This is a genomic window from Phenylobacterium sp., assembly GCF_036501465.1.
Taxonomy (GTDB): Bacteria; Pseudomonadota; Alphaproteobacteria; order Caulobacterales; family Caulobacteraceae; genus Phenylobacterium.
Map to the genome: position 1 here is coordinate 1 of NZ_DASYAF010000064.1, position 21,174 is coordinate 21,174.

Here is a 21,174-nt window from a genome sequence, read left to right on the forward strand (position 1 = left end):
CCTTCGCCGCCGCCGCCGCCGAGGCCGTCGACGCCGGCGCCGTGAAGGGCTCGCTCTCCTTCCTGATCACCGGCGACGAGGAGGGCGTGGCGACCCACGGCACCAAGATGGTGGTCGAGGCGCTGGACCTGGAGGACGAGGTCATCACCCACTGCGTGGTGGGCGAGCCCACCTCCTCGGAGACCTTCGGCGACATGATCAAGGTGGGCCGCCGGGGCTCGATCAACATCGAGATCGCCGTGACCGGCGTGCAGGGGCACGTGGCCTATCCGCACCGCGCGGCCAATCCCGTGCCGGTGCTGCTGCGCCTGTTGCTCAGGCTTCAGGAGCGCAGGCTGGACGACGGCTATCCCGAATTCCAGCCGTCGAACCTGGAGATCACCAAGATCGACGTGCCCAATACCGCCACCAATGTCATCCCCGGCGTGGCCAAGGCCCAGCTCAACATCCGCTTCAACCCGAACCACACCGGCGCCGACCTGGCCCGCTGGATCGCGGGCGAGGCCGAGGCGGGGGGCCGCGGCTTTGCCGGGTCGATCACGGTCACGCCGCAGATCAGCGGCGAGGCTTTCCTCACCGAACCCGGCCCGTTCACCGACCTCGTGGCGGCCGCGGTGCGCGACGTCGCCGGCCGCGCGCCCGAGCTTTCCACCACCGGCGGCACGTCGGACGCCCGCTTCATCCGCGCGCTCTGCCCGGTGGTCGAACTCGGCCTGGTGGGCAAGACCATGCACCAGGTGGACGAAGCCGCGCCGGTGGCGGAGATTCGGCAGTTGCAGGCGGTCTACGTCCGGCTGATCGCGCGCTATTTCGAAGCGTTCGGCGAGCCGGCCTAGCGAGGAGCTGCGGGTGGATCTGGTTCCGAAAGTCAGTCGTCGCCGAAGGCGCGCCCGCGGGTTCGGACTGGACCTGGCGCTCGGCGGCTCGGCGGTGCTGATCTCGGTGATCTCGCTGTTCGTGGCGATCCACCAGAGCCAGGTCGCCGACAAGATGGTCCAGGCCGACACCTGGCCCTATCTCGATTTCGTGGCCAGCAACCTCGACGACGCCGGCCACAAGTCCGTGACCCTGACCCTGCTCAATTCCGGCGTCGGACCGGCGAAGATCGAGAGCATCGAGCTGACCTACGACGGGATCCCGCTCAGGAGCGGCCGGGACCTCCTGGTCCGCTGCTGCGTGCCGCAGAAGGTCTCCTACCTCGGCGCGACGGTGTTCGACCGCGTCCTGCCGTCCAAGGACACCCTGCTGCTGTTCGGCTCCGAGCCCGGCGCCTTGACGCCCGACGAATTCGCCAAGCTCGATGCGGCGCGCTCGAAGATCCAGGCCCGCGTCTGCTACTGCTCGGCGCTCGACCGGTGCTGGCTGCGCGACACCACCAAGCGACGGGCCCAGGAGGTCGACAGCTGCCCTGAGCCCAAGGCCCCGTTCGGGGCCAACGGCTAGCGCTCAATCGCCCTCGTAGCTGACCCCGGTCAGGTACAGCCCGTCCGATGGCGCCACCTGCCCGCAGGCCTTTCGGTCGGCGGCGTCCAGCGCGGCCTTCAGGTCCGCCGCGCTCCAGCGCCCCAGGCCCACCTCGGCGATGGAGCCGGTCATCGAGCGCACCTGACGGTGCAGGAACGAGCGGGCCTCGAAGGTCAGCACTACCGCCTCGCCCAGCCGCTCCACACGCGCCACGTCCAGAGTCTTCACCGGCGACTTCGCCTGGCAGGCCAGGTCGCGGAAGGTGGTGAAGTCGTGCAGGCCGATCAGGTGCTGGGCGGCGGCGTGCATGGCGCCGGCGTCCAACGGCTGGCGCACATGCCAGACCCGGCCCCGGTCCAGCCCCGGCGGGCTCGCCCGGTTCAGGATGCGGTAGAGGTAGCGCCGCTCGGTCGCCGAAAACCGCGCGTGCCAGCCCTGCGGCGCGACCGCGGCGTCCAGCACCACGATGGGCTCGCCCCGCAGGTGGGCGTTCAGCGCATTGCGCACCGTCTCGGCCGGCCAGTCCTTCTCCAGGTCGACGCCGATCACCTGGCCTGTGGCATGGACGCCGGTGTCGGTGCGCCCGGCGGCCGCCACTCGGAGCGCCTGGCCGCAGAAGGCCAGGATCGCCCGCTCCAGCGAGCCCTGCACCGTCGGCTGGTCGGCCTGGGCCTGGAAGCCGTTGTACGGGCCGCCGTCGTACTCGATCAGAAGCCTGTAGCGGGGCATCAGCCGAACGCCGTCCCGGCCGGAACCGGCGCGCCGCGCAGGAAGGCTTCGGCGTCCTGCGGCCCCCTGCCCTCGCGCTGCACGCGCAGCAGCCGCACCGCACCCGAGCCCGTCCCCACCAGCAGGGCGTCGTCCAAGGTGACGCCGGCCGGCCCGTCGCGGTCCTCGAAGGCGCAGAGCAGCACCTTCACCCGCACCGGGCCTTTGTCGGTGGGCAGCAGGAACCAGGCGCCCGGGAACGGTGACAGGCCGCGGATCTTCGGGTCCAGTTCCGCCCCCGGCTTCGTCCAGTCGATCCGCGCCTCCTTCGGCCGGATCTTCTTGGCGTAGGTGACGCCGTCCTCCGGCTGCGGGGTCTCGATGGCGGTCCCGGCCTCGATATCCACCAGCGTCCGCGCCAGCAGTTCGGCGCCCACCGTGGCCATGCGGTCATGCACCGTGCCGGCGGTGTCCAGCGGGCCGATGCGCAGGGTCTCGCTGGCCAGCACCGGGCCCTCGTCCAGGCCTTCGGTCAGGCGCATGACCTCGACGCCGGTCACCGGATCGCCGGCCATCACCGCGCGCTGGATGGGCGCCGCGCCCCGCCAGCGGGGCAACAGCGAACCGTGCAGGTTGAACGAGCCGAGGCGCGGCGCATCCAGCACCGCGGCCGGCAGGATCTGGCCGAAGGCCACCACGCAGGCGGCGTCGAGGTCCAGCGCCTGGAAGGCCGCGATCTCGTCCGGGTCGCGCATCGAGGTCGGGGTGCGCACCATCAGCCCCTGCTCCAGGGCGAAGGCGTGGACCGGGGAAGGCTTCAGCTCATGGCCACGGCCGCGCGGGGCCGGCGGCTGGGAATAGACGCAGGCGATCTCCTGGCCGGCGGCGACCAGCCGGCGCAGGGCGGCCAGCGCGAAGTCGGGGGTTCCCAGGAAGGCGATCCGCATGGCCGCCGGTTCTACCTGTGGGGGAGAAGCCGCGCAAAGGCCCCGCGTGTGGGTTATGGGGAACCCAGTGGAAAGCTTAACCGTTGGTTAACGGACATTCGAAGGAGCCCCGCATGCGCAACTCGCACCTGGCCGTTATCCTCGGTCTCTGGCTGGCCCTGGCCGCCTGCTCCAAGTCCACTCAGGACAAGACCGGTCAGGACCTCAAGGCCGTGGGCGCCGACACCGCCGCCGCGGCCAAGGACGTGGCGAATTCCTCGGCCACCAAGGAGCTCGGCGCGGACATCAAGCAGGGCACGAAGGAAGCTGCCGATAAGACCGCGGAAGCCACCAAGGACGCCGCCGCCAAGCTGAAGGACAGCGCCGGCGAGGCGGGCGACAAGCTGAAGAGCGGCGCCCATGAGGCCGCCGACAAGACCAAGGACGCGGTCGACAGCGCCAAGCACTGACGGCCCCTCGGCTCCGCTCATCCCCGCGAAGGCGGGGATCCAAGCTGAGGCTGGAGCGGTCGCCGGCTCCAACAAGCTCGAGGCCGTATGGATTCCCGCCTTCGCGGGAATGAGCGGTGGGATTACGCCGCCCGCACCTGCTTCTTGACCTTCTTCACCGCCTGCTCGCGCTTCAGCCGTGACAGGTGGTCGATGAACAGCACCCCGTCGAGGTGGTCCATCTCGTGCTGGATGCAGACGGCGAACAGGCCCTCGGCGTCCTCCTCGATCGTCTCGCCGCGGTAGTTCTGGTAGCGCAGCTTCACCCGCGCCGGCCGCTCCACCTCGTCGTAGATCTCCGGCACCGACAGGCAGCCTTCCTCGTAGGGCGCGGTCTCTTCCGAGGCCCAGAGGATCTCCGGGTTCACGAAGTAGCGCGGCTCGCGCTCGTCTTCGGGTTTGGAGATGTCCATGACGATGACGCGCCTGGCCACGCCGACCTGGACCGCCGCCAGGCCGATGCCGGGCGCCGCGTACATGGTCTCCAGCATGTCGTCCATCAGCGCGCGCAGCGCGTCGTCCACCACCTCGACGCGGGCGGAAACCTGCTTCAGGCGCGGGTCGGGAACGATCAGGATCTCACGAAGGGCCATGGGCGCGCAGTTAGGGGGCCGATACCTGAGCGTCAAGGTGGGCGATTGATCCACCATTCCTCCGCTCATTCCCGCGAAGGCGGGAATCCATGCCGCGCCATGACTTGCGGCATGAACGCCTGAACCAAGCTCAGCTTGGATCTCCGCCTTCGCGGGGATGAGCGGCTAGGATTCGTCCCCGGCCACCAGCCGCACCTGCGGCGCGGGCTCGCCCGACAGCTTGGTGAGCGGCCGCACGGCGGTGTCCAGCGGCTCCAGCGGCTCGACCTTCTTGCCCTCGTGATCGACCTTCAGCTCCTCGAACCGCTTGGCCTGGGTGAGCACCTGGGTCTCGAGGCTGCCCACGAACTGGTTGTAGCGGGAAACCGCCGCCTCCAGCGCCTTGCCCACCGAGCCCGCGTGGCCGCCCATCACCGCGATGCGCTTGTAGAGCTCGCGGCCGTGCTCGACGATCTTCTGGGCGTTGGCCGCCTGCTCCTCCACCCGCCAGCCATAGGCCACCGCCTTGCAGAGCGCGAACAGCGTGGTCGGCGTGACGATCACCACCCGGCGGTCCATGGCCTCGCCCATCAGGTCGGGCGCGCGGTCCAGCGCCGCGGCCAGCGCCGAGTCCAGCGGCACGAACATCGCCACGAAGTCGGGGCTGTTGGAAAACTGGTCCCAGTAGGCCTTGGCGGACAGGCCCGCCACATGGCCCTTCACGCTCTGCACATGGCGCTGGCCGATGGCCTCGCGCGCCGCCTCGTCAGGGGCGTCCTGCAGCTCCAGGAAGGCGTTCAGCGAGCACTTCGCGTCGATCACGAACACCCCGCCGCCCGGCAGGCGCACGGTGACGTCCGGCCGCCGGCGGCCCTCCTCGGTGTCGGTGGAAGTCTGCTCCTCGAAGTCGTAGCGGTGGGCGAGCCCGGCCGCCTCCAGCACATTGCGCAGGGTCTGCTCGCCCCAGCGACCCTGCACGCCGGCCCCGCGCCGCAGCGCCGCCGACAGCTTGCGCGCCTCGTCCTGGGTGGCGACCGAGGCCGCGAGCATCTGGGCGATCTGCTCCTTCAGGCTCCCGGTCTCCTCGGCGCGCACCTTCTCGGCGGCGGCCACATGCTCCTGGAACGCCTTCAGGCTCTCGGCCACCGGCTTCAGCTGCGCTTCGAGTTGCGCCTGGGCGAGGCGTTCGCGCCCGACCACGGCCTCCTCGTTGCGCTTCAGGATCGCCTCGGCCACCCCGGTCGCCGACTGGGTCACCTGCGCCTTCAGGAGCTCGCCCTGCGCCTGCAGCGCCTGCACCTGCGCCTCGGCCCGCACCGCCCGGTCGCGCTGCCTGAGCGCCCACACCACCGCGCCCGCAGCGGCGGCGGCGAGCACGATGGCGGCGATCAGGAACATGTTCATGCTGCGTTCTTTAGCGCAGACAGCGAGTCGGAGCTACTCGCTCCTCCCCCGCACGCGGGGGAGGTGGATCGCCGCCACCTCCCCCGTCGTCTTCGCGCCGGAGGACGAGCTTGGTTACGCCGGCCGCCGCGCCCGCATGGCCTGGGCGATGGTGCCGTCATCCAGCCAGTCGAGTTCGCCGCCCACCGGCACGCCTCTCGCCAGCATGGTCACCGCCACGCCCGACGCCGCCAGCCGGTCGGCCAGGTAGTGGGCCGTGGTCTGGCCGTCGACCGTGGCCGGCAGCGCCAGGATCACCTCGCGCACCGACCCGTCCGAGGCCCGCGCCACCAGGCCGCCGACCCTGAGCGCCTCCGGCCCGACGCCGTCCAGCGCCGACAGCAGCCCGCCCAGCACATGGTAGCGGCCGCGGAAGGCGCTTGCCCGCTCCATGGCCCAGAGCGCGCCCACCTCCTCGACCACGCAGATCAGCGTGCCGTCGCGCGCACCGTCGGCGCAGATGGCGCAGGGGTCGCAGGTGTCGAGCGAGCCACAGGTCGAGCAGACCTTCACCTTGGCCGCCGCCTCCGCCAGCGCGTCCGACAGCGGCAGCAGCAGCTGGTCGCGCCGCTTCAACAGCGCCAACGCCGCGCGCCGCGCCGAGCGCTGACCCAGCCCCGGCAGCTTGGCGAGCAGGCTGATCAGCCGCTCGATCTCCGGGCCCGCTGATTTGGACATGCCGGATTGCTCAGTCAGAACTTCGGCATGCCGGGCATGCCGGCGAGCGGCCCGGCCGCCTTGTTCATCAGCTCGGCCGAACGGGCGTCGAGCTGGCGCTTGGCGTCGGCGTGGGCGGCGGCCACCAGGTCGCCCACCATCTCGGCCTCGCCGGGAACCATCAGGCTGTCGTCGATGTCCACGCGCGCCAGCTGGCCGTTGCCGCGCAGGGTCACCCTGACCATGCCGTCGCCGGCCTGGCCCAGCAGGGTCAAGTTCTCCAGCTCCTTCTGGGCCTGCTCGAGTTTCCCCTGCATGGCCTGGGCCTGCTTCATCAGGGCGCCGAAATCCTTCACGGGCTCAGTCCTCGTCCTCGTCGTTGTCGTCTTCCGCCGGCGCTGCGGTCTCCGGCGTCGCCTCGGGCTGGGCGATGGTGCGCACGCCCAGGATCTCGGTCCCCGGAAAAGTCTTCATCACCGCCTGGACGAAGGGGTCCTGCTCGACCTCGGCGCGGACCTCGCGCTGCTCACGCTTCTGCTTCTCCCACAGGCTTTCGGCGCCGCCGCCGCCCTGGGCGGCGATCAGCCAGCGCTCGCCGGTCCAGTCCTTCAGCCGCGCCACCAGCCGTTGCGCCAGATTCGCCGGCGCGCCGGGGGCGGCTTCATACTCGATCGCCCCGGGCCGGAAGCTGATCGGGCGGACGTAGCGCTCCACGTCGAGCTTCAGCGCGATGTCGCGTCGCTTCTCGATCAGCGCCATCATGTCCTCGAAGGTCTCCAGCTTGGCGACCGGCTCGGAGGACGCCTGAGGCTTCGGCGCGGCGAACCCGCGCGCCACCGTCGTTCCCCCGCCCGAAGCCACCGCCCCGCCGCCGCCGGTCGGACCGCCGCCGGGCCCAGAGGGCCCGCCCTGCGAAGCCCCCGGCGAAGCAGGCTCGCCGCTCTGCAATCGCTTCAGCGCCTCCTCCGGCCCCGGCAGGTCGGCGGCGTAGGCCAGGCGGATGATCGCCATGTCGGCGGCCGCCGCCGCATCGGGCGCGCGGCGCACCTCCTCATAGGCCTTGAGCATCAGCTGCCACAGCCGCGACAGGGTCCCGGCCGAGACCGCCGCGCCCACCGCCGCCAGCCGCCCGGCCTGCTCCTTCGGCATCACCAGCGCCTGCGGCCCGATGGCCTTGGCGACCGAGGCGCCATGGCAGTGGTCCATGAGGTCCAGCATCACCTGGTCGGGGCTCGCCCCATAGCCATAGAGGGTGCGGAAGGTCTCGATGGCCGGACCGGCCTCGCCCTTCATCAGTTGTTCGAACAGGCCGATTGTCTGAGCGCGGTCGGCCAAGCCCAGCATGTCGCGGATCGAGGCGGCGGTGACCGTCTGCCCCGGCTCGGCCTGGACGATGGCCTGGTCCAGCATCGACTGGGCGTCGCGCACGCTGCCCTCGGCGGCCCGGGCGATCAGCATCAGCCCGTCGGCCTCGACCCGCGCGCCTTCGGCCTCGCTGATCATCTCCAGGTTCTTGACGATGACCTCGGGTTCGACACGGCGCAGGTCGAAGCGCTGGGTGCGCGACAGGATGGTCACCGGAACCTTGCGGATCTCGGTGGTGGCGAAAATGAACTTGGCGTGCGGCGGCGGCTCTTCCAGCGTCTTCAGCAGGGCGTTGAACGACTGGGTCGAGAGCATGTGCACTTCGTCGATGATGTAGACCTTGTAGCGCGCCGAGACGGGCGCATAGCGCACCCCGTCCAGCAGCTCGCGCATCTCGTCGACCTTGGTCCGGCTGGCGGCGTCCAGTTCCAGCACGTCCATGTTGCGCCCCTCGATGATCGAGGCGCAGTGGACGCCCTCGACGCTGAGGTCGAGGGTCGGCTCGTGGATCGTGTCGCTCTCGTAGTTCAGCGCCCGGGCCAACAGGCGCGCGGTCGTGGTCTTACCCACCCCGCGCACCCCGGTCAGCATGAAGGCGTGGGCGATGCGCTTGGTGGCGAAGGCGTTGCGCAGGGTGCGCACCATCGCCTCCTGGCCGTAGAGGTCGTCGAAGGTCTTCGGCCGGTACTTGCGCGCGATGACGGTGTAGGCGGCCGAACCGTCGGAGGTCGCCGGCGCTGGCGCCGCGCCGAACATATCGATGCTTGGCGGCCCGGCTTCGAGCGCCTCATCGTCCGGCAGCGGGGAGTCCTCGTCGGCCATGGCCCTCATGTAAGAGGACGACTCCGCCGCGGCAAAGCGGAAAGCCCCTAAGGCCCGGCTCGCTCAACAGGAAAAATGGATGAAGGGCCTGCCCTCCGAAGCCCGCAAAGCGAAGGAGGGTGGAGACCGAACGACGACCCGGAACGGAATTCGTTGTGGCTGCTGCCTTCCGGCCCTGACCAGGTTGGCGAAGCGTCCGCCCGCCGCCGATCTCCGCGGCGGCATATGGCGGATCGGGGCGGATGACGCAAGTGCGACAGGCGCCGCAGCAGGACGCGCTTGCGACGCTTCAGCCCAGGCGTCAGGCTGAGCGGGCGCCTGGGAAATGGACCATGAAAACCTACTTCATCGCAGCCCTCGTCCTGGCGCTCGCCACCCATGCCGCTGCCGAGCCGATGCCAGCAGGCGCCGTCGTGCTGCCAGGCAGGATGGCGAAAGAAATGCTCAATCAATGCTCTCGAGCCACGCCAGAGATGGGGGAGGCGACTTGGCAACCCACCGCCGACGACATTGTCGCGTTCGAAACCGCCCTGCCGGAGGCGCTGAGCCACACGCGCCCAATCGAGAGAATTTCCTGGGATCCCGGCAAGTGGGCGCGGCAATACGTCGGCCTCGTCCGTCACGGTCACAGGTACATCTACGGCAACTTCGCGCCCGCCTACATCCTCGACGAACACCGAAAGCTGGCGGAGCAGTCTCCCCGCCTCGCCGAGAGGCTGGCAGGTCCGTTCGAGATCTGTGACGGCGGCCCAAGATTCTTCGGCGCTGAGTACGATGTCGAAGGCCATCGCTTCACTCAGATCGACTTCAACGGCGTCGCATGACGACACCGCGCCTCACCCCGCACGCCTACGTCCTGGCCGTCCCGGACCTCACCAGGACCACCGCCTATTTCGAACACGTCCTCGGCTTCTCGCGCCTATGGAACGACGGCGACAACTGGCAGGCGCTGGGGCGCGACGGGGTTCGCGTGATGCTGGGCCGTTGCCCGGACGCCATCCCGCCGGCCGAGCTCGGCGACCACAGCTACTTCGCCTATGTCGAGGTCAGCGACCTCGACGGCTTTCACGCCGAGATCGCGGCCAAGGGCGCGCTCCTCGGCTTCCCGCCCAGGGACCAGCCCTGGGGCCGGCGCGAGATGGCCGTCGCCACGCCGGACGGCCACCGGATGATGTTCGCGAACCCGATCCGCGCCTGAACATTTTTGACGGCCTATGGCCAAGCCCGTCGGGCGCGCGCAAGGTTCACCAAACCGAAATCGGCGAAGGGGGCGCGCCATGACGGGATCGACCGCGGGACCTTGGCTGGGGACCATGATCCTCGCCGGATCGCTCGCCCTGGCCGCGCAGGCCTTCGCCGGCCCCTACCAGGCCCCGCGCACCGCCTGGGGCGCGCCCGACTTCCAGGGCCAGTGGACCAACTTCTCGCTCACCCACCTGGAGCGGCCGGCCGGCGTCCCGGCGGTGGTCGGCAAGGGCGATGACCTGGCGGCGATCGAGAAGAAGGTCTCGGACGGCATCCTCCCGGACGACGGCCTGGGCAGCCGGGAATCCGAATGGTGGCCGCCCTCGCACCTGGCGGTGATCGACGGCCAGAAGCGCACCGCCTGGATCACCAGCACGCCGGACGGGCGCATCCCCTACACGCCTGAGGGGCTGGAGCGGCGCAAGGCGGTGCGCGCCAAGGCTTTCGTGGATTTCGACGGGCCGGAGTCGCGCAACACCAGCGAGCGCTGCCTGGTCCCCACCTTCGGGGCCCTGTCGCCGCCGATGATGAACTCCCCCTTCGCCGCCGGCTACCGCATCGTGCAGACCAAGGACGCCGTGGTCATCCAGTCGGAGATCAACAGCGACTTCAGGATCATTCGCCTGGGCGGCCGCCATGACACCCCCGGACGCGTCTGGAGCGGCGATTCCATCGGCCATTGGGACGGCGCGACCCTGGTGGTGGACACCGTGGGCTTCCGGCCCGAGGAGAGCTTCCGCGCGCCGGTGTTCCTGATCGGCCCCGACGCCCATGTGGTCGAGCGCTTCACCCGCACCGCCAAGGGCGAGATCCGCTACGCCTTCACCGTCGAGGATCCGGCCAACTATCGCGAGCCCTGGTCGGGCGAGATGATCTTCACGCCGCTCGCCGAGCCGATCTACGAATACGCCTGCCACGAGGGGAACAACTCGCTGCCCGGCCTCCTGCAGGGCGCCCGCTATGTGGAGGCGCACCCGCAGAAGACGGCGCCCTCGCCGGGACGCTAGCGATCTGCGAAAATCCGGCAGGAGCCGACCGGCCGGAGACCTGCCATGTGCCGCAACATCAAGACGCTGTTCAACTTCGACCCGCCGGCCACCGAGGAGGAGATCCGCGCCGCCTCGCTGCAGTACGTGCGCAAGCTGTCGGGCTACAACAGCCCGTCCAAGGCCAACGCCGCCGCGTTCGAAGCGGCTATCGAACAGGTGTTCCAGGCCGGCAAGCTGCTGCTGTCCTCGCTCGAGACCCAGGCCCCGCCGCGCGACCGCGGCGTCGAGGCGGCCCGCGCCAAGGCCCGCTCGGCCCAGCGGTTCGCCCGCGCCCCGGCTTAGGCCCTCAGCCCGCCGCCTTCTCCGCGGCCTCCAGCTTGTCCTGGGTGCGCAGCTCGAAGTCGCTGGCGTCGTGGCGTTCGCGCAGCTGGGTCTTGGGGTCCCCGAAGCCGCGGTTGACCATCCGGCCGCGCTTCACCGCCGGCCGCTTGGCGATCTGGTCGGTCCAGCGCAGCACGTTCTTGTACTCGTGGACCGACAGGAACTCGCCGGCCTCGTAGACCTGGCCCTTCGCCAGGGCGCCGTACCAGGGCCAGGTGGCCATGTCGGCGATGGTGTACTGGTCCCCCGCCAGGTACTCGGCCTCGGCCAGGCGGCGGTCCAGCACGTCGAGCTGGCGCTTCACCTCCATGGCGTAGCGGTCGATGGCGTATTCGATCTTGAACGGCGCATAGGCGTAGAAATGGCCGAAGCCGCCGCCCAGGAATGGCGCGGAGCCCATCAGCCACATCAGCCACGACAGGGTCTCGGCCCGCGCGGCCGGCTCGGTGGGCAGGAAGGCGCTGCCGAACTTCTCGGCCAGGTGGATCAGGATCGCGCCGGATTCGAACACCCGGATCGGCTTGGGGCCGCTGCGGTCCATCAGGGCCGGGATCTTGGAGTTGGGGTTCACCTCCACGAAACCGGAGCCGAACTGGTCGCCATTGCCGATGTTGATCAGCCAGGCGTCGTACTCCGCGCCCGTGTGGCCCAACGCCAGCAACTCCTCCAGCATCACCGTCACCTTCACCCCGTTGGGCGTGGCCAGCGAATAGAGCTGCAGCGGGTGCTTTCCGACCGGCAGGTCCTTCTCATGCGTGGCGCCGGCGATCGGCCGGTTGATGTTGGCGAAGCGCCCGCCGCTCTCCTTGTTCCAGGTCCAGACCTTCGGCGGCGCATAGGTCGCCGGCTGGTTGGCGGGGGTTTCAGACATAGGGGCGCTCCGGTTGCGGCGCGAAGCGGCCGCGGCTTCCATGTGGGCGGACGAAGGGCGTCTGGCGAGGCCGCCGCCCAACAGAAATTCGCGACGGCTACTTAGGCTTCCTGAACCGGTACATGAACTGGTCGGTCTTCCCCAGCACCGAGGTCTCCAGCACCATGTGGGTGTGGTCGTCGGCAGGCTCGGCCAGCGCCTTGCTCTCGCCGTCGAACTTGAAGCCCGCGGCCTCCACCTCGGCCCGCACGTCGGCGGGATTGATCCGGTGCAGCCGGTTGACCGCGGTGGTCTCGTCCACGCCGGCCGGCGCCACGTGGTCGATGATGATGAACACCCCGCCGGGCTTCAGCGCCGCATAGACCTTCCTGTTGAAGGCCGGCACGTCGGCCGGGCCCATGAAGCGCACGTGCAGGTCGTGGTAGTTCTGGCGGATGAAGACGGCGTCCAGGCCGCTCGGCAGGGCCATGTCGTTCATCGGCGACGTCAGCGCCGTTACGTTCGCCCAGGCCGGGTCCTTGGCCCGGGCGACCTTCAGGTCGGCGATGCCGGGATGCACCTTGACGATCTCGTCCGGCGTGAAGCCATAGACCTTGCCGCTCGGCCCCACGGCCTTGCCGAAGGCGGTGGCGAAGCGGCCGGGGAAGATATCGGCCATCTTCCAGCCGGGCTTCACGCCCACGAACTTCAGCACCTCGGCCGTGTGATAGACGCTCGGATTGTGCAGCGCGTCGCCACGCGACGGGTCGATCGGCGCATGGACGTCGAACGGCGGCCGCTGCGGCGCGCCTGCCCCTGCCCCTGTCGTCCTGGCCGGCGCCGCGTTGCCTGGCGACGCGCTGCCCGGTGGCTGGGCGCAGGCCCCCGCCGTCGTCAAGGCCACTGCGGCCAGCGCCAGGGCGGCGCTCGCGAACCTGGTCATCGTATCCCTCCCCTTTTCCGGCGAGCTTAGCCCTGCGGCGGCCCGGCGACCACCTCGGCCCGCGAACCGCCACAAACATGACGCCGACGCCCATGACGTCAGCGGTTTGGCGCGCTAGAAGCCCGCCATGCCCCTCGACAGCTTCCTCAACACCTTCGCCGGCAACCCCCTCGACCGGGCCAGCGACAAGCGCACCGACGCCGCCTGGCTCGCCGAAAAGCTGGGCTCTGCGGAGAATCTGGGCGTGGCCATGTGGAACGGCCAGCCGCTGGTCGAGCCCGCCGAGGCCGGCAATGACGGCAAGGGGGGCGTGCAGATCGCCTACCTGCCGGCCAAGCTGCTGGGCGAACTGGCCGAGGGCGACGAGCGGCTGCTGTTCCTGGGCCTTTGGCAGGAGACCGCGATCTTCGCCCTCGACTTCGAAGGCCCGGCCAACCCGACCGACGGCGGCCCGCTGCAGGGCCTGGGGGCCTTCGAGGACCTGCGCTCGATCGCCCTGCGCCTTCCCGCCAACGAGGCCGCCATCGTGGCCACCGCCAAGGCCATGTTCGAGTGGCGCCGCAAGCATCCGTACTGCGCGGCCTGCGGCCAGAAGAGCGAGGCCAAGGACGGCGGCTGGAAGCGCCAGTGCCCGGCCTGCGGGACCGAGCATTTCCCGCGCACCGACCCGGTGGTGATCATGCTGCCCTACCATGGCGAGCGCTGCATGCTGGGCCGCCAGGAGCGCTGGCCCAAGGGCATGTTCTCGGCGCTGGCCGGCTTCCTGGAGCCCGGCGAGTCGATCGAGGAGGCCTGCGCGCGCGAACTCAATGAGGAGGCGGGCCTGCATGCAGTGAAGGTCCGCTACCACTCCACCCAGCCCTGGCCCTATCCGTCGTCGCTGATGATCGGCCTGATCGCCGAGGTGGAGGACGAGGAAGGCGCGCCGGACCAGACCGAGCTGTCGGAAATCCGCTGGTTCACCCGCGACGAGGCCCGCGACCTGATCGCCGGCAAGCTCGAAGGGACCTTCGCCCCCCAGCGCCTGGCGATCGCGCACCAGCTCATCAAGGCCTGGGTCGAGGAAGACTCCTGAACACCCTGCCCTAATGGGGAGGGACAGCTCGCCAAGGCCGAGGTCGGGTGGGGAAGCCTGGGGCGGGATCCGGAGTCAGCAGGTGACCCGCACTTCCCCACCCTGATGGCTTCGCCATCTGTCCCTCCCCATTAGGGGAGGGTGTTAGATCACCGCGTCCGGAACGGGTCGGCCGGATAGACCCCCAGCACCTCGAACTTCTCGGAGAAGAACTGCAGCTCCTCGAAGGCGCGGGCCAGCGCCAGGTCTTCGGGGCGGCCGTCGACTTCGGCGTAGAAGAAGGTCGCCGACCAGGCGCCGTTCTCCATGTAGCTTTCCAGCTTCGACATGTTGACGCCGTTGGTGGCGAAGCCGCCGAGCGCCTTGTAGAGCGCCGCCGGCAGGTTGCGCACCCGGAAGATGAAGCTGGTGATGCAGGGCTCGGTGAAAGCCGGCCTGGGCGGGTCCTTCTCCGCCGTCATGATCAGGAAGCGGGTGGTGTTGTGGTGCTCGTCCTCGACGTCGCGGGCCAGGATCTCCAGGCCATAGATCTCCGCCGCCAGCGCCGGCGAGAGCGCCGCCTTGGTCGGGTCGGGGGCTTGCGACAGGATCCGCGCGGCCCCGGCCGTATCGCCCACCGACTCGGTCTTCAGCTTCATGCGCTTCAGCGTCTTGCGGCACTGCGCCAGGGCGATGGTCATGGAGACGGCGGTCCTGATGTCCTCCAGCTTGGCGCCCCTGTTGGCCATCAGCTGGAAGTGGATCGGCTTGAACCGCTCGCCGATGATCTTCAGGCCGGAGTTGGGCAGCAGGTGATGGACGTCGGCCACGCGGCCGGCGATGGAGTTCTCCACCGGGATCATGCCCAGCCGGCAATGGCCGCCCTTCACCGCCTCGAACGCCTCCTCGAAGGTCGGATAGGGCGTGGGCTCCATGTCCGGATAGGCCGCCGCGCAGGCCTCGTGGCTGTTGGCGCCCAGTTCGCCCTGGAAAGCGATGCGATTGGTCTTCGTCACTTCGCCCCCCCGATTTCCACGCCTTGCGCGTAGGCTCTTGCACGTTCCAGGTCGGACGGGTTGTCCACCGAGATCGGCGCGTCGTCGGCGATCGCCGCCCAGATCGAAAGGCCGAGCTCCATGGCGCGCAACTGCTCCAGTTTCTCGCGCTTTTCCAGCGGCGACGGATGGGCGGCGTTGAACCGCTGCAGGGCGCCGCGGCGATAGCCGTAGATGCCGATGTGCCGCCAGATCGGCCCCTCGCCATGGAGGGTCGAGCGGGTGAAGTAGAGCGCCCGGCCGAAATCGGCGCCCTCTTCGCGGGCCAGCACCGCCTTGACCACGTCCGGATTGGTCCGGTCGGCTTCGGAGGACTCCGGCGCCACGACCGTGGCGATGTCGCAGCCGGAATGGTCGCGCAGCAGGGCGGCGCAGGCGGAGAGCACCGAGGGCTGCACGAACGGCATGTCGCCCTGCAGGTTGATCACCACGTCATGCCGCGCCTGGGGGTCCAGCTCGGCCAGGGCCGCCAGGATCCGGTCGGAGCCCGAGGGCAGGGCGGGATCGGTCAGGACCGCCGCGCCGCCCGCCGCGCGCACCGCCTGCGCGATCTCCGGATCGCCCGCCGCGACCGCCACGGGCCCCAGGTTCGCGGCCTCGGCCTGCCTCAGCACGCGGACGATCATCGGCAGACCCGCGATATCGGCGAGCGGCTTGCCGGGGAGGCGAGTCGCGGCCATCCGCGCGGGGATCAGGACGATGGGGTTCACGGGGCTTGGGCGGGCTTGGATTTGGGGCTGTCTGGACGTGCTTGGGCGGTTGCGCCAGCGCCGGTAGCGTGTAAGAGGGGCGGACGCAACAAGGGGCGGGATTCCCGCGCTTGCGTCGGCTTGTGCGCCGGCGCGTGTAGAGGGCCTATTTCGGGACGATGAGCGACCTGACCTTCAATAAATACGCGGGCGCGATCCTCGGGACGTGCTTCCTCATCGCCATCGTCACCCAAGGGTCGTCGATGCTGTTCAGCGAGGAGAAGGTCGCCAAGCCGGGCTTCAAGGTCGAGGTGCAGGAAGAGACCGGCGGCGCGGTCGTCGCCGATGTTCCGCCCGACTGGGGCACGGTGCTGCCCAAGGCTGACGTGGCGGCCGGCCAGACGGTGTTCGCCAAGTGCCAGTCCTGCCACAGCCTGACCGCCAACGGCACCGGCCCGAACCTGACCGGCGTGGTCGGCCGCCATCCGGCCACCGAGCCTGGCTTCAACTACTCCGACGGCATGAAGGCCTTCGGCGCCAAGCAGCCGGTCTGGGACTACGACCACCTCTACATGTTCCTCCACGGCCCGCAGGCCTATGTGAGCGGCACCAAGATGACCTTCGTCGGCCTGAAGCAGCCGCAGGACCGGATCAACCTGATCGCCTTCCTGCGCACCCAGGGCGGCACGCTTCCGATCCCCGCGCCGAACCCGAAGGCGGCTGCGGCCGCGGCGGCCCCGGCGACCGGGCCCTCCACCGCGCCCGGCGTCGGCGGTTCGACCACGCCCGCGGGCGCGGCGGCTTCCGCCGGCAAGCCCACGGCCACCGGCACCACCGCGACGCCCGCCGCCGGCGCCGGCGGCCCGGCCGGCAATGGCCCCGGCGCGCCGGCGAGCCAGACCGAAAGCAAGGGTAACGGTCCGCCCACCAAATAGCGGCGGCCCAGTCGGCGCTCAGGGTTGGAGCCCGGTCCTCTCGAAATAGCCTTCCAGCGCCTGCGGCGAGCCTGACGGCTCGGCCAGCGCCACATAGGTGTCCGGCCGCAGCAGATAGGCCGCGCCGGCCTTCAGCCCGCGCGCGGCGCAGGCCTCTGTCCAGCCGAACACCTCCAGCGGCAGGCCGTGTTCCGCGCACCAGGCCTCTAGGTCCGGCCTGGCCTCGCCGTAGACATGGACCTGCCAGCCCATGCGGGAGAGCGGCTCGAAGTTGTCGCGCCCGCCTGGCCCCGGAGGCCCGGTCCAGGGCAAGCGGTCGCCGCCATGCACCTGACCCGCCTTGCCGGCGCTGATCGGCATGTCGCGGTAGTTCAGGGTGATCTGCGAGACGGTGCGGAAGGCGAACTCGCGGAACGCCTCGATCTTGGCCGCCGCCGGCAGCACGATGGGGACCAGGCGCGTGCGCACCAGATCGGCGACAGGCCCCTCGGCGGTGGCCAGCGAAAAGCCCTGGTCGGTGGAGCGCACTAGGCGGATGGCGAACGCGCGGCGCTCGACCTCATAGCTGTCCAGCAGGGCGTCGCTCGCGCGGCCGGCCAGCACCGCCGCCAGCTTCCAGGCCAGGTTGATGGCGTCGCCGATGCCGGTGTTCATCCCCTGGCCGCCGGCCGGGCTGTGGATGTGGGCCGCGTCGCCCAGCAGGAAGGCTCGGCCCTGGCGGAAGTGCTCGGTCACCCGGTGATGCACGCGATAGGTCGAGAACCAGTTGACCTTCTCGACCTCGATCTTCAGGTCGCGGATCGCCCGGTCGCTGACGTCCTCGAATTTCAGGTTGTCCGGGTCGATCCCCTCGCCTTCCCGCACCGTGCCGATCAGCCGCCCGCGACGGCCGTCGTCCAGGGGGAAGATCGCCAGGAAATCGGCCGACTCGAGGTCGATGTTCAGGTCGCCGTTCATCGGCGGCCCCTTGGCCTCCACGTCGGCCACATAGAACACCTGGCGGTAGGTGCCGCCCGGGAAGCTGGTCTCCATCCCGTGGCGCACCGCCGAGCGGGCGCCGTCGCAGCCGCAGAGATAGGCGGCCCCGCTGGTCTCTTCCGTCCCGTCCACCCGCCTCAGCCGCACCGTCAGGCCGGCCACCGTGTCGGCGAAGCCCAGCAGCTCCACGCCGCGCTCCACCGTCACGCCCAGGGCTTCCAGCCGCCCGATCAGCAGCCGCTCGTGCTCGTCCTGGGGAAAGACGTGCATGAAGGGATAGGGCGTCAGCCCCTCGCCCACCCGGTCGAAGTTGACGCGGGTCCGCTCCTCGCCGCTGACCCACAGGCGAATTTGCGGCGTCACGTGGCCCTTGGCCAGCACCGCCTCGGTGAGGCCCGCCTGGCGATAGAGCTCTAGCGTCCGCGCATGCACCGCCAGCGCGCGCGAAGTGGGCGAGGGCTCGGCCAGCTTGTCGATGATCCGCACCGGCACGCCCAGCTTGGTCAGCCACAGCGCCAGCACCAGGCCCGTGGGGCCCGCACCCGAAATCAGCACCGGATGGTCGGTCATGTGACATCTCCTTCTGGAAGGATCAGGCCCTGCAGCAGGCTCCGATCGTGCTGCTGGGCCACCTGGGCGAGGTCCGGCGGATCGTCTGCAACACCGGCGAACACCTCGCGGTAGAGGGTCGCCATCAACAGCGGCCCGACGAGCGAGAAGGCGTGGATGCGCGGGTCGCCGGGGCGGACCTCGCCCCGGGCCTGGGCGGCGGCGATGCGGGCGGCGACGGCGGCCAGCAGCGGGCCCACCACCTCGTCGTGCCAGACGCGCGCCAGGTCGGGGAATGTGCGGGCCTCGCCGATCACCATGCGCGCCACGGCCGCCACCCGGTCCTGGCTGAGCGCCAGCGCGGCTCCGGACAGCAGCCGCGGCGCCACCTCGGCGAACGGCCCCTCCTGGACCTGGGCGGCGGCCAGCACTCGCCCCACCGCCGGGACCACCCGCTCGGCGACGACCGCGCGGAACAGCGCCTCCTTGGTGTCGAAGTAGAGGTAGAGCGAGCCCTTCGCCACGCCGGCCAGGCGGGCGATGTCGTCCAGCTTGGCGAGCGCGAAGCCGCGCTCGGCGAAGACGGCCATCGCCGCCTCGATCATCTCCGACGGGCGCGCCTCCTTGCGCCTGCGCCATCTGGGTCCGGGTTCGGTCATCGCCTCGCCTATGTCGGCTCATTAAATGACTTTCAAGTCATTTAATCCCGCAAAGCGGCGATTTCCAGGGGTCGGTCAAAAAAATCAGAGGCGGCGGTAGGCGGTGGGCCGGCCGACGCCCGCGGCGTCGATGCGGGCGATGGCGGGATCCAGCGGCTCGATCGCCACGGCCATGTGGAAGGCGTTGGCGTGGACGATGCGCGTTTCGTCGAGGCCGACGGCCATGTGGCCACGCCAGAACACCAGGTCGCCGCGGCCGAAGTCCGCGCGCGCGATGGGCGCGCCCAGGCCCGCAATCTGGTCGGTGTCGCGCGGACAGCCGCGACCGCAGGCGAACAGCGCGGCTTGCGTCAGGCCCGAACAGTCCAGTCCCAGGCTCTCGCGCCCGCCCCACAGATACGGCGCGCCGAGGAACTGCTCGGCCACGCTCGCCCAATCGGTCTCGAACGCGTTTCCGATCGGCGCCAGATGCTCATTCGCCATCCAGCCGGCGCCGGCGACCTTGGAGAGCCGGCCTTCGACGGCCTCGACGCGGACCAGGGCGTTCATCGAATAGGGGCCCGAGGCCCGCGCCTTGATGCCGGCCTCGGCGAAGGCGTAGGTGCGCAACGCGGTGATGCGATGGGTCGGCGGCTCGCCCGAGGGTGCGCCAAGCGCAGACGCCGCCACATAGCCCACATAGCCATCGCGCTTGGCCTGGCCCCAGAGGAAGGCGCCCTCGTCCTCGATCACTTCGAAGGGCTCGCCGAACAGCAGTTGGCTCATCTGCTCGGAGGCCGCGTCCGCGGTGCGGAAGATTCCGGCCGCCGGCGTCGTGCAGGTCCGCACCTTCGGGTCGAGGTAGACCTCCGCGCGGACCAGCCCTTCCAGGCTGGAACTGGCGATGCCGTCGCGAAGCGGCGTGGTGCGCGGGTCCATATCCATCATGCCGCGTACCGTGTCCGCAGCATGCGGTAGAGGCCGCGGATCGCCTGGGCCTCGGCGCCCGCCGGATGGCCGGGCTTGCCGCGCGGGTTCCAGGCGAAGATGTCGAGGTGGACCCACGGTCCGCAATCGGGTCCCGACGGCGCGAAGCGCTGCAGGAACAGCGCCGCGGTCACCGAGCCCGCCTGGGCCCAGCCGTCCGGGTCGTTCTTGATCTCGGCCACATCACTGTCCAGCGCCTCTGCGTAGGGCTTCCAGAGCGGCATGCGCCACAGGGGGTCGCCGGCCGCATGGGCTGAATCCGCAACCTGGGCCGCAAGTTCCTCGTCGTCGGTGTAGTAGGGCGGCAGCTGCGGCCCCAGCGCGACCCGCGCCGCGCCGGTGAGCGTCGCCATGTCGATGGTCAGGGCAGGCTTGAGCTCGGCGGCGCGGGTGAGCGCGTCGGCCAGGATCAGCCGGCCCTCCGCGTCGGTGTTGCCGACCTCGATGGAAAGCCCCTTGCGTGAGGCCAGCACGTCGCCCGGGCGCATGGCGTCGCCGCTGATGGCGTTCTCCACCGCCGGCGTCAGCACCGCCAGGCGGATCGGCAGGCCGGCCGCCATCACCATCCGCCCGAGCGCCAGGGCGTGGGCCGCGCCGCCCATGTCCTTCTTCATCAGCCGCATGCCGGCCGAAGGCTTGATGTCCAGGCCGCCGGTGTCGAACACCACGCCCTTGCCGACGATCGCCACGAGGGGCGCATCCGCGCCCGCGCCTGGCCCCGTCCAGCTGATCTCGATCATCCGGGGCGCGCGGGCGGCGTCGGCGGCGCGGCCCACGGCGTGGACGGCCGGGTAGTTGGCCTCCAGCAGGGCCTCGCCCGTGACCACCGCGATCTTCGCGCCATGCTGCTCGGCGATCTCGCGCGCGATGGTCTCGATCTGCTTGGGGCCCATGTCGTTGGCCGGGGTGTTGACCATGTCGCGGGCCAGGGCGCAGGCGTGCGCCACCTGGCGAACCTCGGCCAGGTCGATCCCGGCCACGACCAGCCGGGCCTTCTCCGCCCCATGGGCCTTGTAGCGGTCGAACCGGTAGCCGCCGAGCGCGAAGGCCAGGGCCGCGGCGTCGCGGTCCAGCCCCTCCGGAGCTTCGGAAAGTTCGTAGAGTCCGGCGGGCAGCTTGGCGGCCAGCGCCCGGAACGCTCCGCTCACGGACAGGGCGTCGATCCCGGCGCCCAGGCCCAGCCAGGCCGCGCCCGGCGCGCCGTCCTCGCCGGGGATCACCAGGACCTGACCGGCCTTGCCCTTGAACTCCGCCGCCTTCGCCAAGCCCTGGGCGAAGCCGCCCGCCGCCTCCAGCGCCGCCGCGGCCCCGGCCTCGAGCACGGTCCGCACCGGAACGGCGGGGCCTTCGGCGGCGTCGAGGATGGAATCGGACATCGGGGGCGCTCGTTCAGGCGGACCGGCCGAAAGGCCGCA

Annotated in this window: 24 protein-coding genes and 1 other RNA gene; 9 read left to right on the forward strand and 16 right to left on the reverse strand. The window is 70.4% G+C overall.

Annotated features, from left to right (window positions below):
* Together dapE and VGL85_RS06455 are read left to right on the forward strand one after the other, a co-directional pair.
* Nucleotides 1-836 (forward strand): succinyl-diaminopimelate desuccinylase (gene dapE / locus VGL85_RS06450; protein ID WP_331587209.1); only part of this gene is annotated, 836 nt, incomplete at its 5' end.
* 13 nt (nt 837-849) lie between these two features.
* Nucleotides 850-1,443 (forward strand): hypothetical protein, encoded by a 594-nt coding sequence (locus VGL85_RS06455; RefSeq protein ID WP_331587211.1) that lies wholly within the window; start codon nt 850-852, stop codon nt 1,441-1,443.
* A gap of 3 nt (nt 1,444-1,446) precedes the next feature.
* Here the strand turns inward: VGL85_RS06455 and truA are convergent, their stop codons facing one another.
* On the reverse strand, nt 1,447-2,193 hold the full coding sequence (truA, locus tag VGL85_RS06460) for a tRNA pseudouridine(38-40) synthase TruA (RefSeq protein WP_331587213.1): 747 nt from the start codon (nt 2,191-2,193) through the stop codon (nt 1,447-1,449).
* Nucleotides 2,193-3,119, reverse strand: a complete 927-nt coding sequence (gene fmt, locus VGL85_RS06465) for a methionyl-tRNA formyltransferase (protein WP_331587215.1) — start codon at nt 3,117-3,119, stop codon at nt 2,193-2,195. The genes truA and fmt overlap by 1 nt, the downstream gene beginning before the upstream one ends.
* A gap of 113 nt (nt 3,120-3,232) precedes the next feature.
* Here fmt and VGL85_RS06470 point away from each other — a divergent pair, with 113 nt between their 5' ends.
* Nucleotides 3,233-3,568, forward strand: coding sequence for a hypothetical protein (locus tag VGL85_RS06470; RefSeq protein ID WP_331587217.1), 336 nt, complete (start codon nt 3,233-3,235; stop codon nt 3,566-3,568).
* A 122-nt stretch (nt 3,569-3,690) separates the two neighbouring features.
* Here the strand turns inward: VGL85_RS06470 and VGL85_RS06475 are convergent, their stop codons facing one another.
* The 6 genes from VGL85_RS06475 to ffs all read right to left on the reverse strand — a co-directional run bounded on the left by VGL85_RS06475 (nt 3,691) and on the right by ffs (nt 8,682).
* A complete protein-coding gene (locus VGL85_RS06475) occupies nt 3,691-4,200 on the reverse strand; it encodes a peptide deformylase (RefSeq protein ID WP_331587219.1) in 510 nt (169 codons plus the stop codon).
* Between the two features lie 165 nt (nt 4,201-4,365).
* Complete coding sequence (locus VGL85_RS06480) at nt 4,366-5,583, reverse strand: DNA recombination protein RmuC (protein ID WP_331587221.1); 1,218 nt, start codon at nt 5,581-5,583, stop codon at nt 4,366-4,368.
* Nucleotides 5,584-5,697: 114 nt separating this feature from the next.
* Nucleotides 5,698-6,300 carry a recombination mediator RecR gene (recR, locus tag VGL85_RS06485; RefSeq protein WP_331587223.1) on the reverse strand — a complete coding sequence of 201 codons (603 nt, stop codon included), beginning with the start codon at nt 6,298-6,300 and terminating at the stop codon, nt 5,698-5,700.
* A 14-nt stretch (nt 6,301-6,314) separates the two neighbouring features.
* The gene (locus VGL85_RS06490; protein WP_331587225.1) at nt 6,315-6,635 is read right to left on the reverse strand and encodes a YbaB/EbfC family nucleoid-associated protein; all 321 of its coding nucleotides are present in this window, start codon (nt 6,633-6,635) and stop codon (nt 6,315-6,317) included.
* Nucleotides 6,636-6,639: 4 nt separating this feature from the next.
* On the reverse strand, nt 6,640-8,466 hold the full coding sequence (locus tag VGL85_RS06495) for a DNA polymerase III subunit gamma/tau (RefSeq protein WP_414695190.1): 1,827 nt from the start codon (nt 8,464-8,466) through the stop codon (nt 6,640-6,642).
* A 117-nt stretch (nt 8,467-8,583) separates the two neighbouring features.
* An RNA gene (gene ffs / locus VGL85_RS06500) (signal recognition particle sRNA small type) lies at nt 8,584-8,682 on the reverse strand.
* A 116-nt stretch (nt 8,683-8,798) separates the two neighbouring features.
* On the opposite strand from ffs, the gene VGL85_RS06505 reads away from it, so the two are divergent.
* From VGL85_RS06505 to VGL85_RS06520, 4 genes are all read left to right on the forward strand, one after another.
* Nucleotides 8,799-9,290, forward strand: coding sequence for a hypothetical protein (locus VGL85_RS06505; protein WP_331587227.1), 492 nt, complete (start codon nt 8,799-8,801; stop codon nt 9,288-9,290).
* Nucleotides 9,287-9,664, forward strand: coding sequence for a VOC family protein (locus VGL85_RS06510; RefSeq protein WP_331587229.1), 378 nt, complete (start codon nt 9,287-9,289; stop codon nt 9,662-9,664). Before VGL85_RS06505 ends, VGL85_RS06510 begins: the two co-directional genes overlap by 4 nt.
* A 79-nt stretch (nt 9,665-9,743) precedes the next feature.
* A complete protein-coding gene (locus VGL85_RS06515; RefSeq protein ID WP_331587231.1) occupies nt 9,744-10,718 on the forward strand; it encodes a hypothetical protein in 975 nt (324 codons plus the stop codon).
* A 45-nt stretch (nt 10,719-10,763) separates the two neighbouring features.
* Nucleotides 10,764-11,042, forward strand: a complete 279-nt coding sequence (locus VGL85_RS06520; protein WP_331587233.1) for a DUF2277 domain-containing protein — start codon at nt 10,764-10,766, stop codon at nt 11,040-11,042.
* 4 nt (nt 11,043-11,046) lie between these two features.
* Here the strand turns inward: VGL85_RS06520 and yghU are convergent, their stop codons facing one another.
* Nucleotides 11,047-11,952 (reverse strand): glutathione-dependent disulfide-bond oxidoreductase, encoded by a 906-nt coding sequence (gene yghU, locus VGL85_RS06525; RefSeq protein ID WP_331587235.1) that lies wholly within the window; start codon nt 11,950-11,952, stop codon nt 11,047-11,049.
* A gap of 97 nt (nt 11,953-12,049) precedes the next feature.
* On the reverse strand, nt 12,050-12,874 hold the full coding sequence (locus VGL85_RS06530) for a methyltransferase (RefSeq protein WP_331587237.1): 825 nt from the start codon (nt 12,872-12,874) through the stop codon (nt 12,050-12,052).
* A gap of 127 nt (nt 12,875-13,001) precedes the next feature.
* Between VGL85_RS06530 and nudC the strand changes: the two genes are divergently transcribed.
* Complete coding sequence (gene nudC, locus VGL85_RS06535) at nt 13,002-13,949, forward strand: NAD(+) diphosphatase (protein WP_331587239.1); 948 nt, start codon at nt 13,002-13,004, stop codon at nt 13,947-13,949.
* A 149-nt stretch (nt 13,950-14,098) separates the two neighbouring features.
* Here nudC and VGL85_RS06540 read toward each other — a convergent pair whose 3' ends face one another.
* Entirely contained in the window at nt 14,099-14,944 is an 846-nt protein-coding gene (locus tag VGL85_RS06540) for a prephenate dehydratase (RefSeq protein WP_331587241.1), read from the reverse strand.
* Complete coding sequence (locus VGL85_RS06545) at nt 14,941-15,693, reverse strand: 3-deoxy-manno-octulosonate cytidylyltransferase (protein ID WP_331587243.1); 753 nt, start codon at nt 15,691-15,693, stop codon at nt 14,941-14,943. Before VGL85_RS06545 ends, VGL85_RS06540 begins: the two co-directional genes overlap by 4 nt.
* A gap of 158 nt (nt 15,694-15,851) precedes the next feature.
* Between VGL85_RS06545 and VGL85_RS06550 the strand changes: the two genes are divergently transcribed.
* Nucleotides 15,852-16,607, forward strand: coding sequence for a cytochrome c family protein (locus VGL85_RS06550; RefSeq protein ID WP_331587245.1), 756 nt, complete (start codon nt 15,852-15,854; stop codon nt 16,605-16,607).
* A gap of 18 nt (nt 16,608-16,625) precedes the next feature.
* Here the strand turns inward: VGL85_RS06550 and VGL85_RS06555 are convergent, their stop codons facing one another.
* The 4 genes from VGL85_RS06555 to VGL85_RS06570 form a co-directional block, all read right to left on the reverse strand.
* Nucleotides 16,626-18,155, reverse strand: a complete 1,530-nt coding sequence (locus VGL85_RS06555; RefSeq protein ID WP_331587247.1) for an FAD-dependent monooxygenase — start codon at nt 18,153-18,155, stop codon at nt 16,626-16,628.
* Nucleotides 18,152-18,793, reverse strand: coding sequence for a TetR/AcrR family transcriptional regulator (locus VGL85_RS06560; RefSeq protein WP_331587249.1), 642 nt, complete (start codon nt 18,791-18,793; stop codon nt 18,152-18,154). Before VGL85_RS06560 ends, VGL85_RS06555 begins: the two co-directional genes overlap by 4 nt.
* A gap of 84 nt (nt 18,794-18,877) precedes the next feature.
* Nucleotides 18,878-19,720 carry a C40 family peptidase gene (locus VGL85_RS06565; RefSeq protein ID WP_331587251.1) on the reverse strand — a complete coding sequence of 281 codons (843 nt, stop codon included), beginning with the start codon at nt 19,718-19,720 and terminating at the stop codon, nt 18,878-18,880.
* On the reverse strand, nt 19,717-21,135 hold the full coding sequence (locus VGL85_RS06570; RefSeq protein WP_331587253.1) for a leucyl aminopeptidase family protein: 1,419 nt from the start codon (nt 21,133-21,135) through the stop codon (nt 19,717-19,719). Before VGL85_RS06570 ends, VGL85_RS06565 begins: the two co-directional genes overlap by 4 nt.
* Nucleotides 21,136-21,174 lie beyond the last annotated feature (39 nt).

Excerpts from the sequence above, each read along its gene's own strand:
- yghU (WP_331587235.1), bottom strand. The coding sequence starts at position 11,952 with ATGTCTGAAACCCCCGCCAACCAGCCGGCGACCTATGCGCCGCCGAAG.
- VGL85_RS06520 (WP_331587233.1), top strand. The coding sequence starts at position 10,764 with ATGTGCCGCAACATCAAGACGCTGTTCAACTTCGACCCGCCGGCCACC.
- VGL85_RS06550 (WP_331587245.1), top strand. The coding sequence starts at position 15,852 with ATGAGCGACCTGACCTTCAATAAATACGCGGGCGCGATCCTCGGGACG.
- VGL85_RS06565 (WP_331587251.1), bottom strand. The coding sequence starts at position 19,720 with ATGATGGATATGGACCCGCGCACCACGCCGCTTCGCGACGGCATCGCC.
- VGL85_RS06495 (WP_414695190.1), bottom strand. The coding sequence starts at position 8,466 with ATGGCCGACGAGGACTCCCCGCTGCCGGACGATGAGGCGCTCGAAGCC.
- VGL85_RS06570 (WP_331587253.1), bottom strand. The coding sequence starts at position 21,135 with ATGTCCGATTCCATCCTCGACGCCGCCGAAGGCCCCGCCGTTCCGGTG.
- VGL85_RS06555 (WP_331587247.1), bottom strand. The coding sequence starts at position 18,155 with ATGACCGACCATCCGGTGCTGATTTCGGGTGCGGGCCCCACGGGCCTG.
- VGL85_RS06475 (WP_331587219.1), bottom strand. The coding sequence starts at position 4,200 with ATGGCCCTTCGTGAGATCCTGATCGTTCCCGACCCGCGCCTGAAGCAG.
- VGL85_RS06510 (WP_331587229.1), top strand. The coding sequence starts at position 9,287 with ATGACGACACCGCGCCTCACCCCGCACGCCTACGTCCTGGCCGTCCCG.
- VGL85_RS06470 (WP_331587217.1), top strand. The coding sequence starts at position 3,233 with ATGCGCAACTCGCACCTGGCCGTTATCCTCGGTCTCTGGCTGGCCCTG.
- truA (WP_331587213.1), bottom strand. The coding sequence starts at position 2,193 with ATGCCCCGCTACAGGCTTCTGATCGAGTACGACGGCGGCCCGTACAAC.
- VGL85_RS06480 (WP_331587221.1), bottom strand. The coding sequence starts at position 5,583 with ATGAACATGTTCCTGATCGCCGCCATCGTGCTCGCCGCCGCCGCTGCG.
- nudC (WP_331587239.1), top strand. The coding sequence starts at position 13,002 with ATGCCCCTCGACAGCTTCCTCAACACCTTCGCCGGCAACCCCCTCGAC.
- VGL85_RS06515 (WP_331587231.1), top strand. The coding sequence starts at position 9,744 with ATGACGGGATCGACCGCGGGACCTTGGCTGGGGACCATGATCCTCGCC.
- recR (WP_331587223.1), bottom strand. The coding sequence starts at position 6,300 with ATGTCCAAATCAGCGGGCCCGGAGATCGAGCGGCTGATCAGCCTGCTC.
- VGL85_RS06505 (WP_331587227.1), top strand. The coding sequence starts at position 8,799 with ATGAAAACCTACTTCATCGCAGCCCTCGTCCTGGCGCTCGCCACCCAT.
- VGL85_RS06530 (WP_331587237.1), bottom strand. The coding sequence starts at position 12,874 with ATGACCAGGTTCGCGAGCGCCGCCCTGGCGCTGGCCGCAGTGGCCTTG.
- fmt (WP_331587215.1), bottom strand. The coding sequence starts at position 3,119 with ATGCGGATCGCCTTCCTGGGAACCCCCGACTTCGCGCTGGCCGCCCTG.
- VGL85_RS06560 (WP_331587249.1), bottom strand. The coding sequence starts at position 18,793 with ATGACCGAACCCGGACCCAGATGGCGCAGGCGCAAGGAGGCGCGCCCG.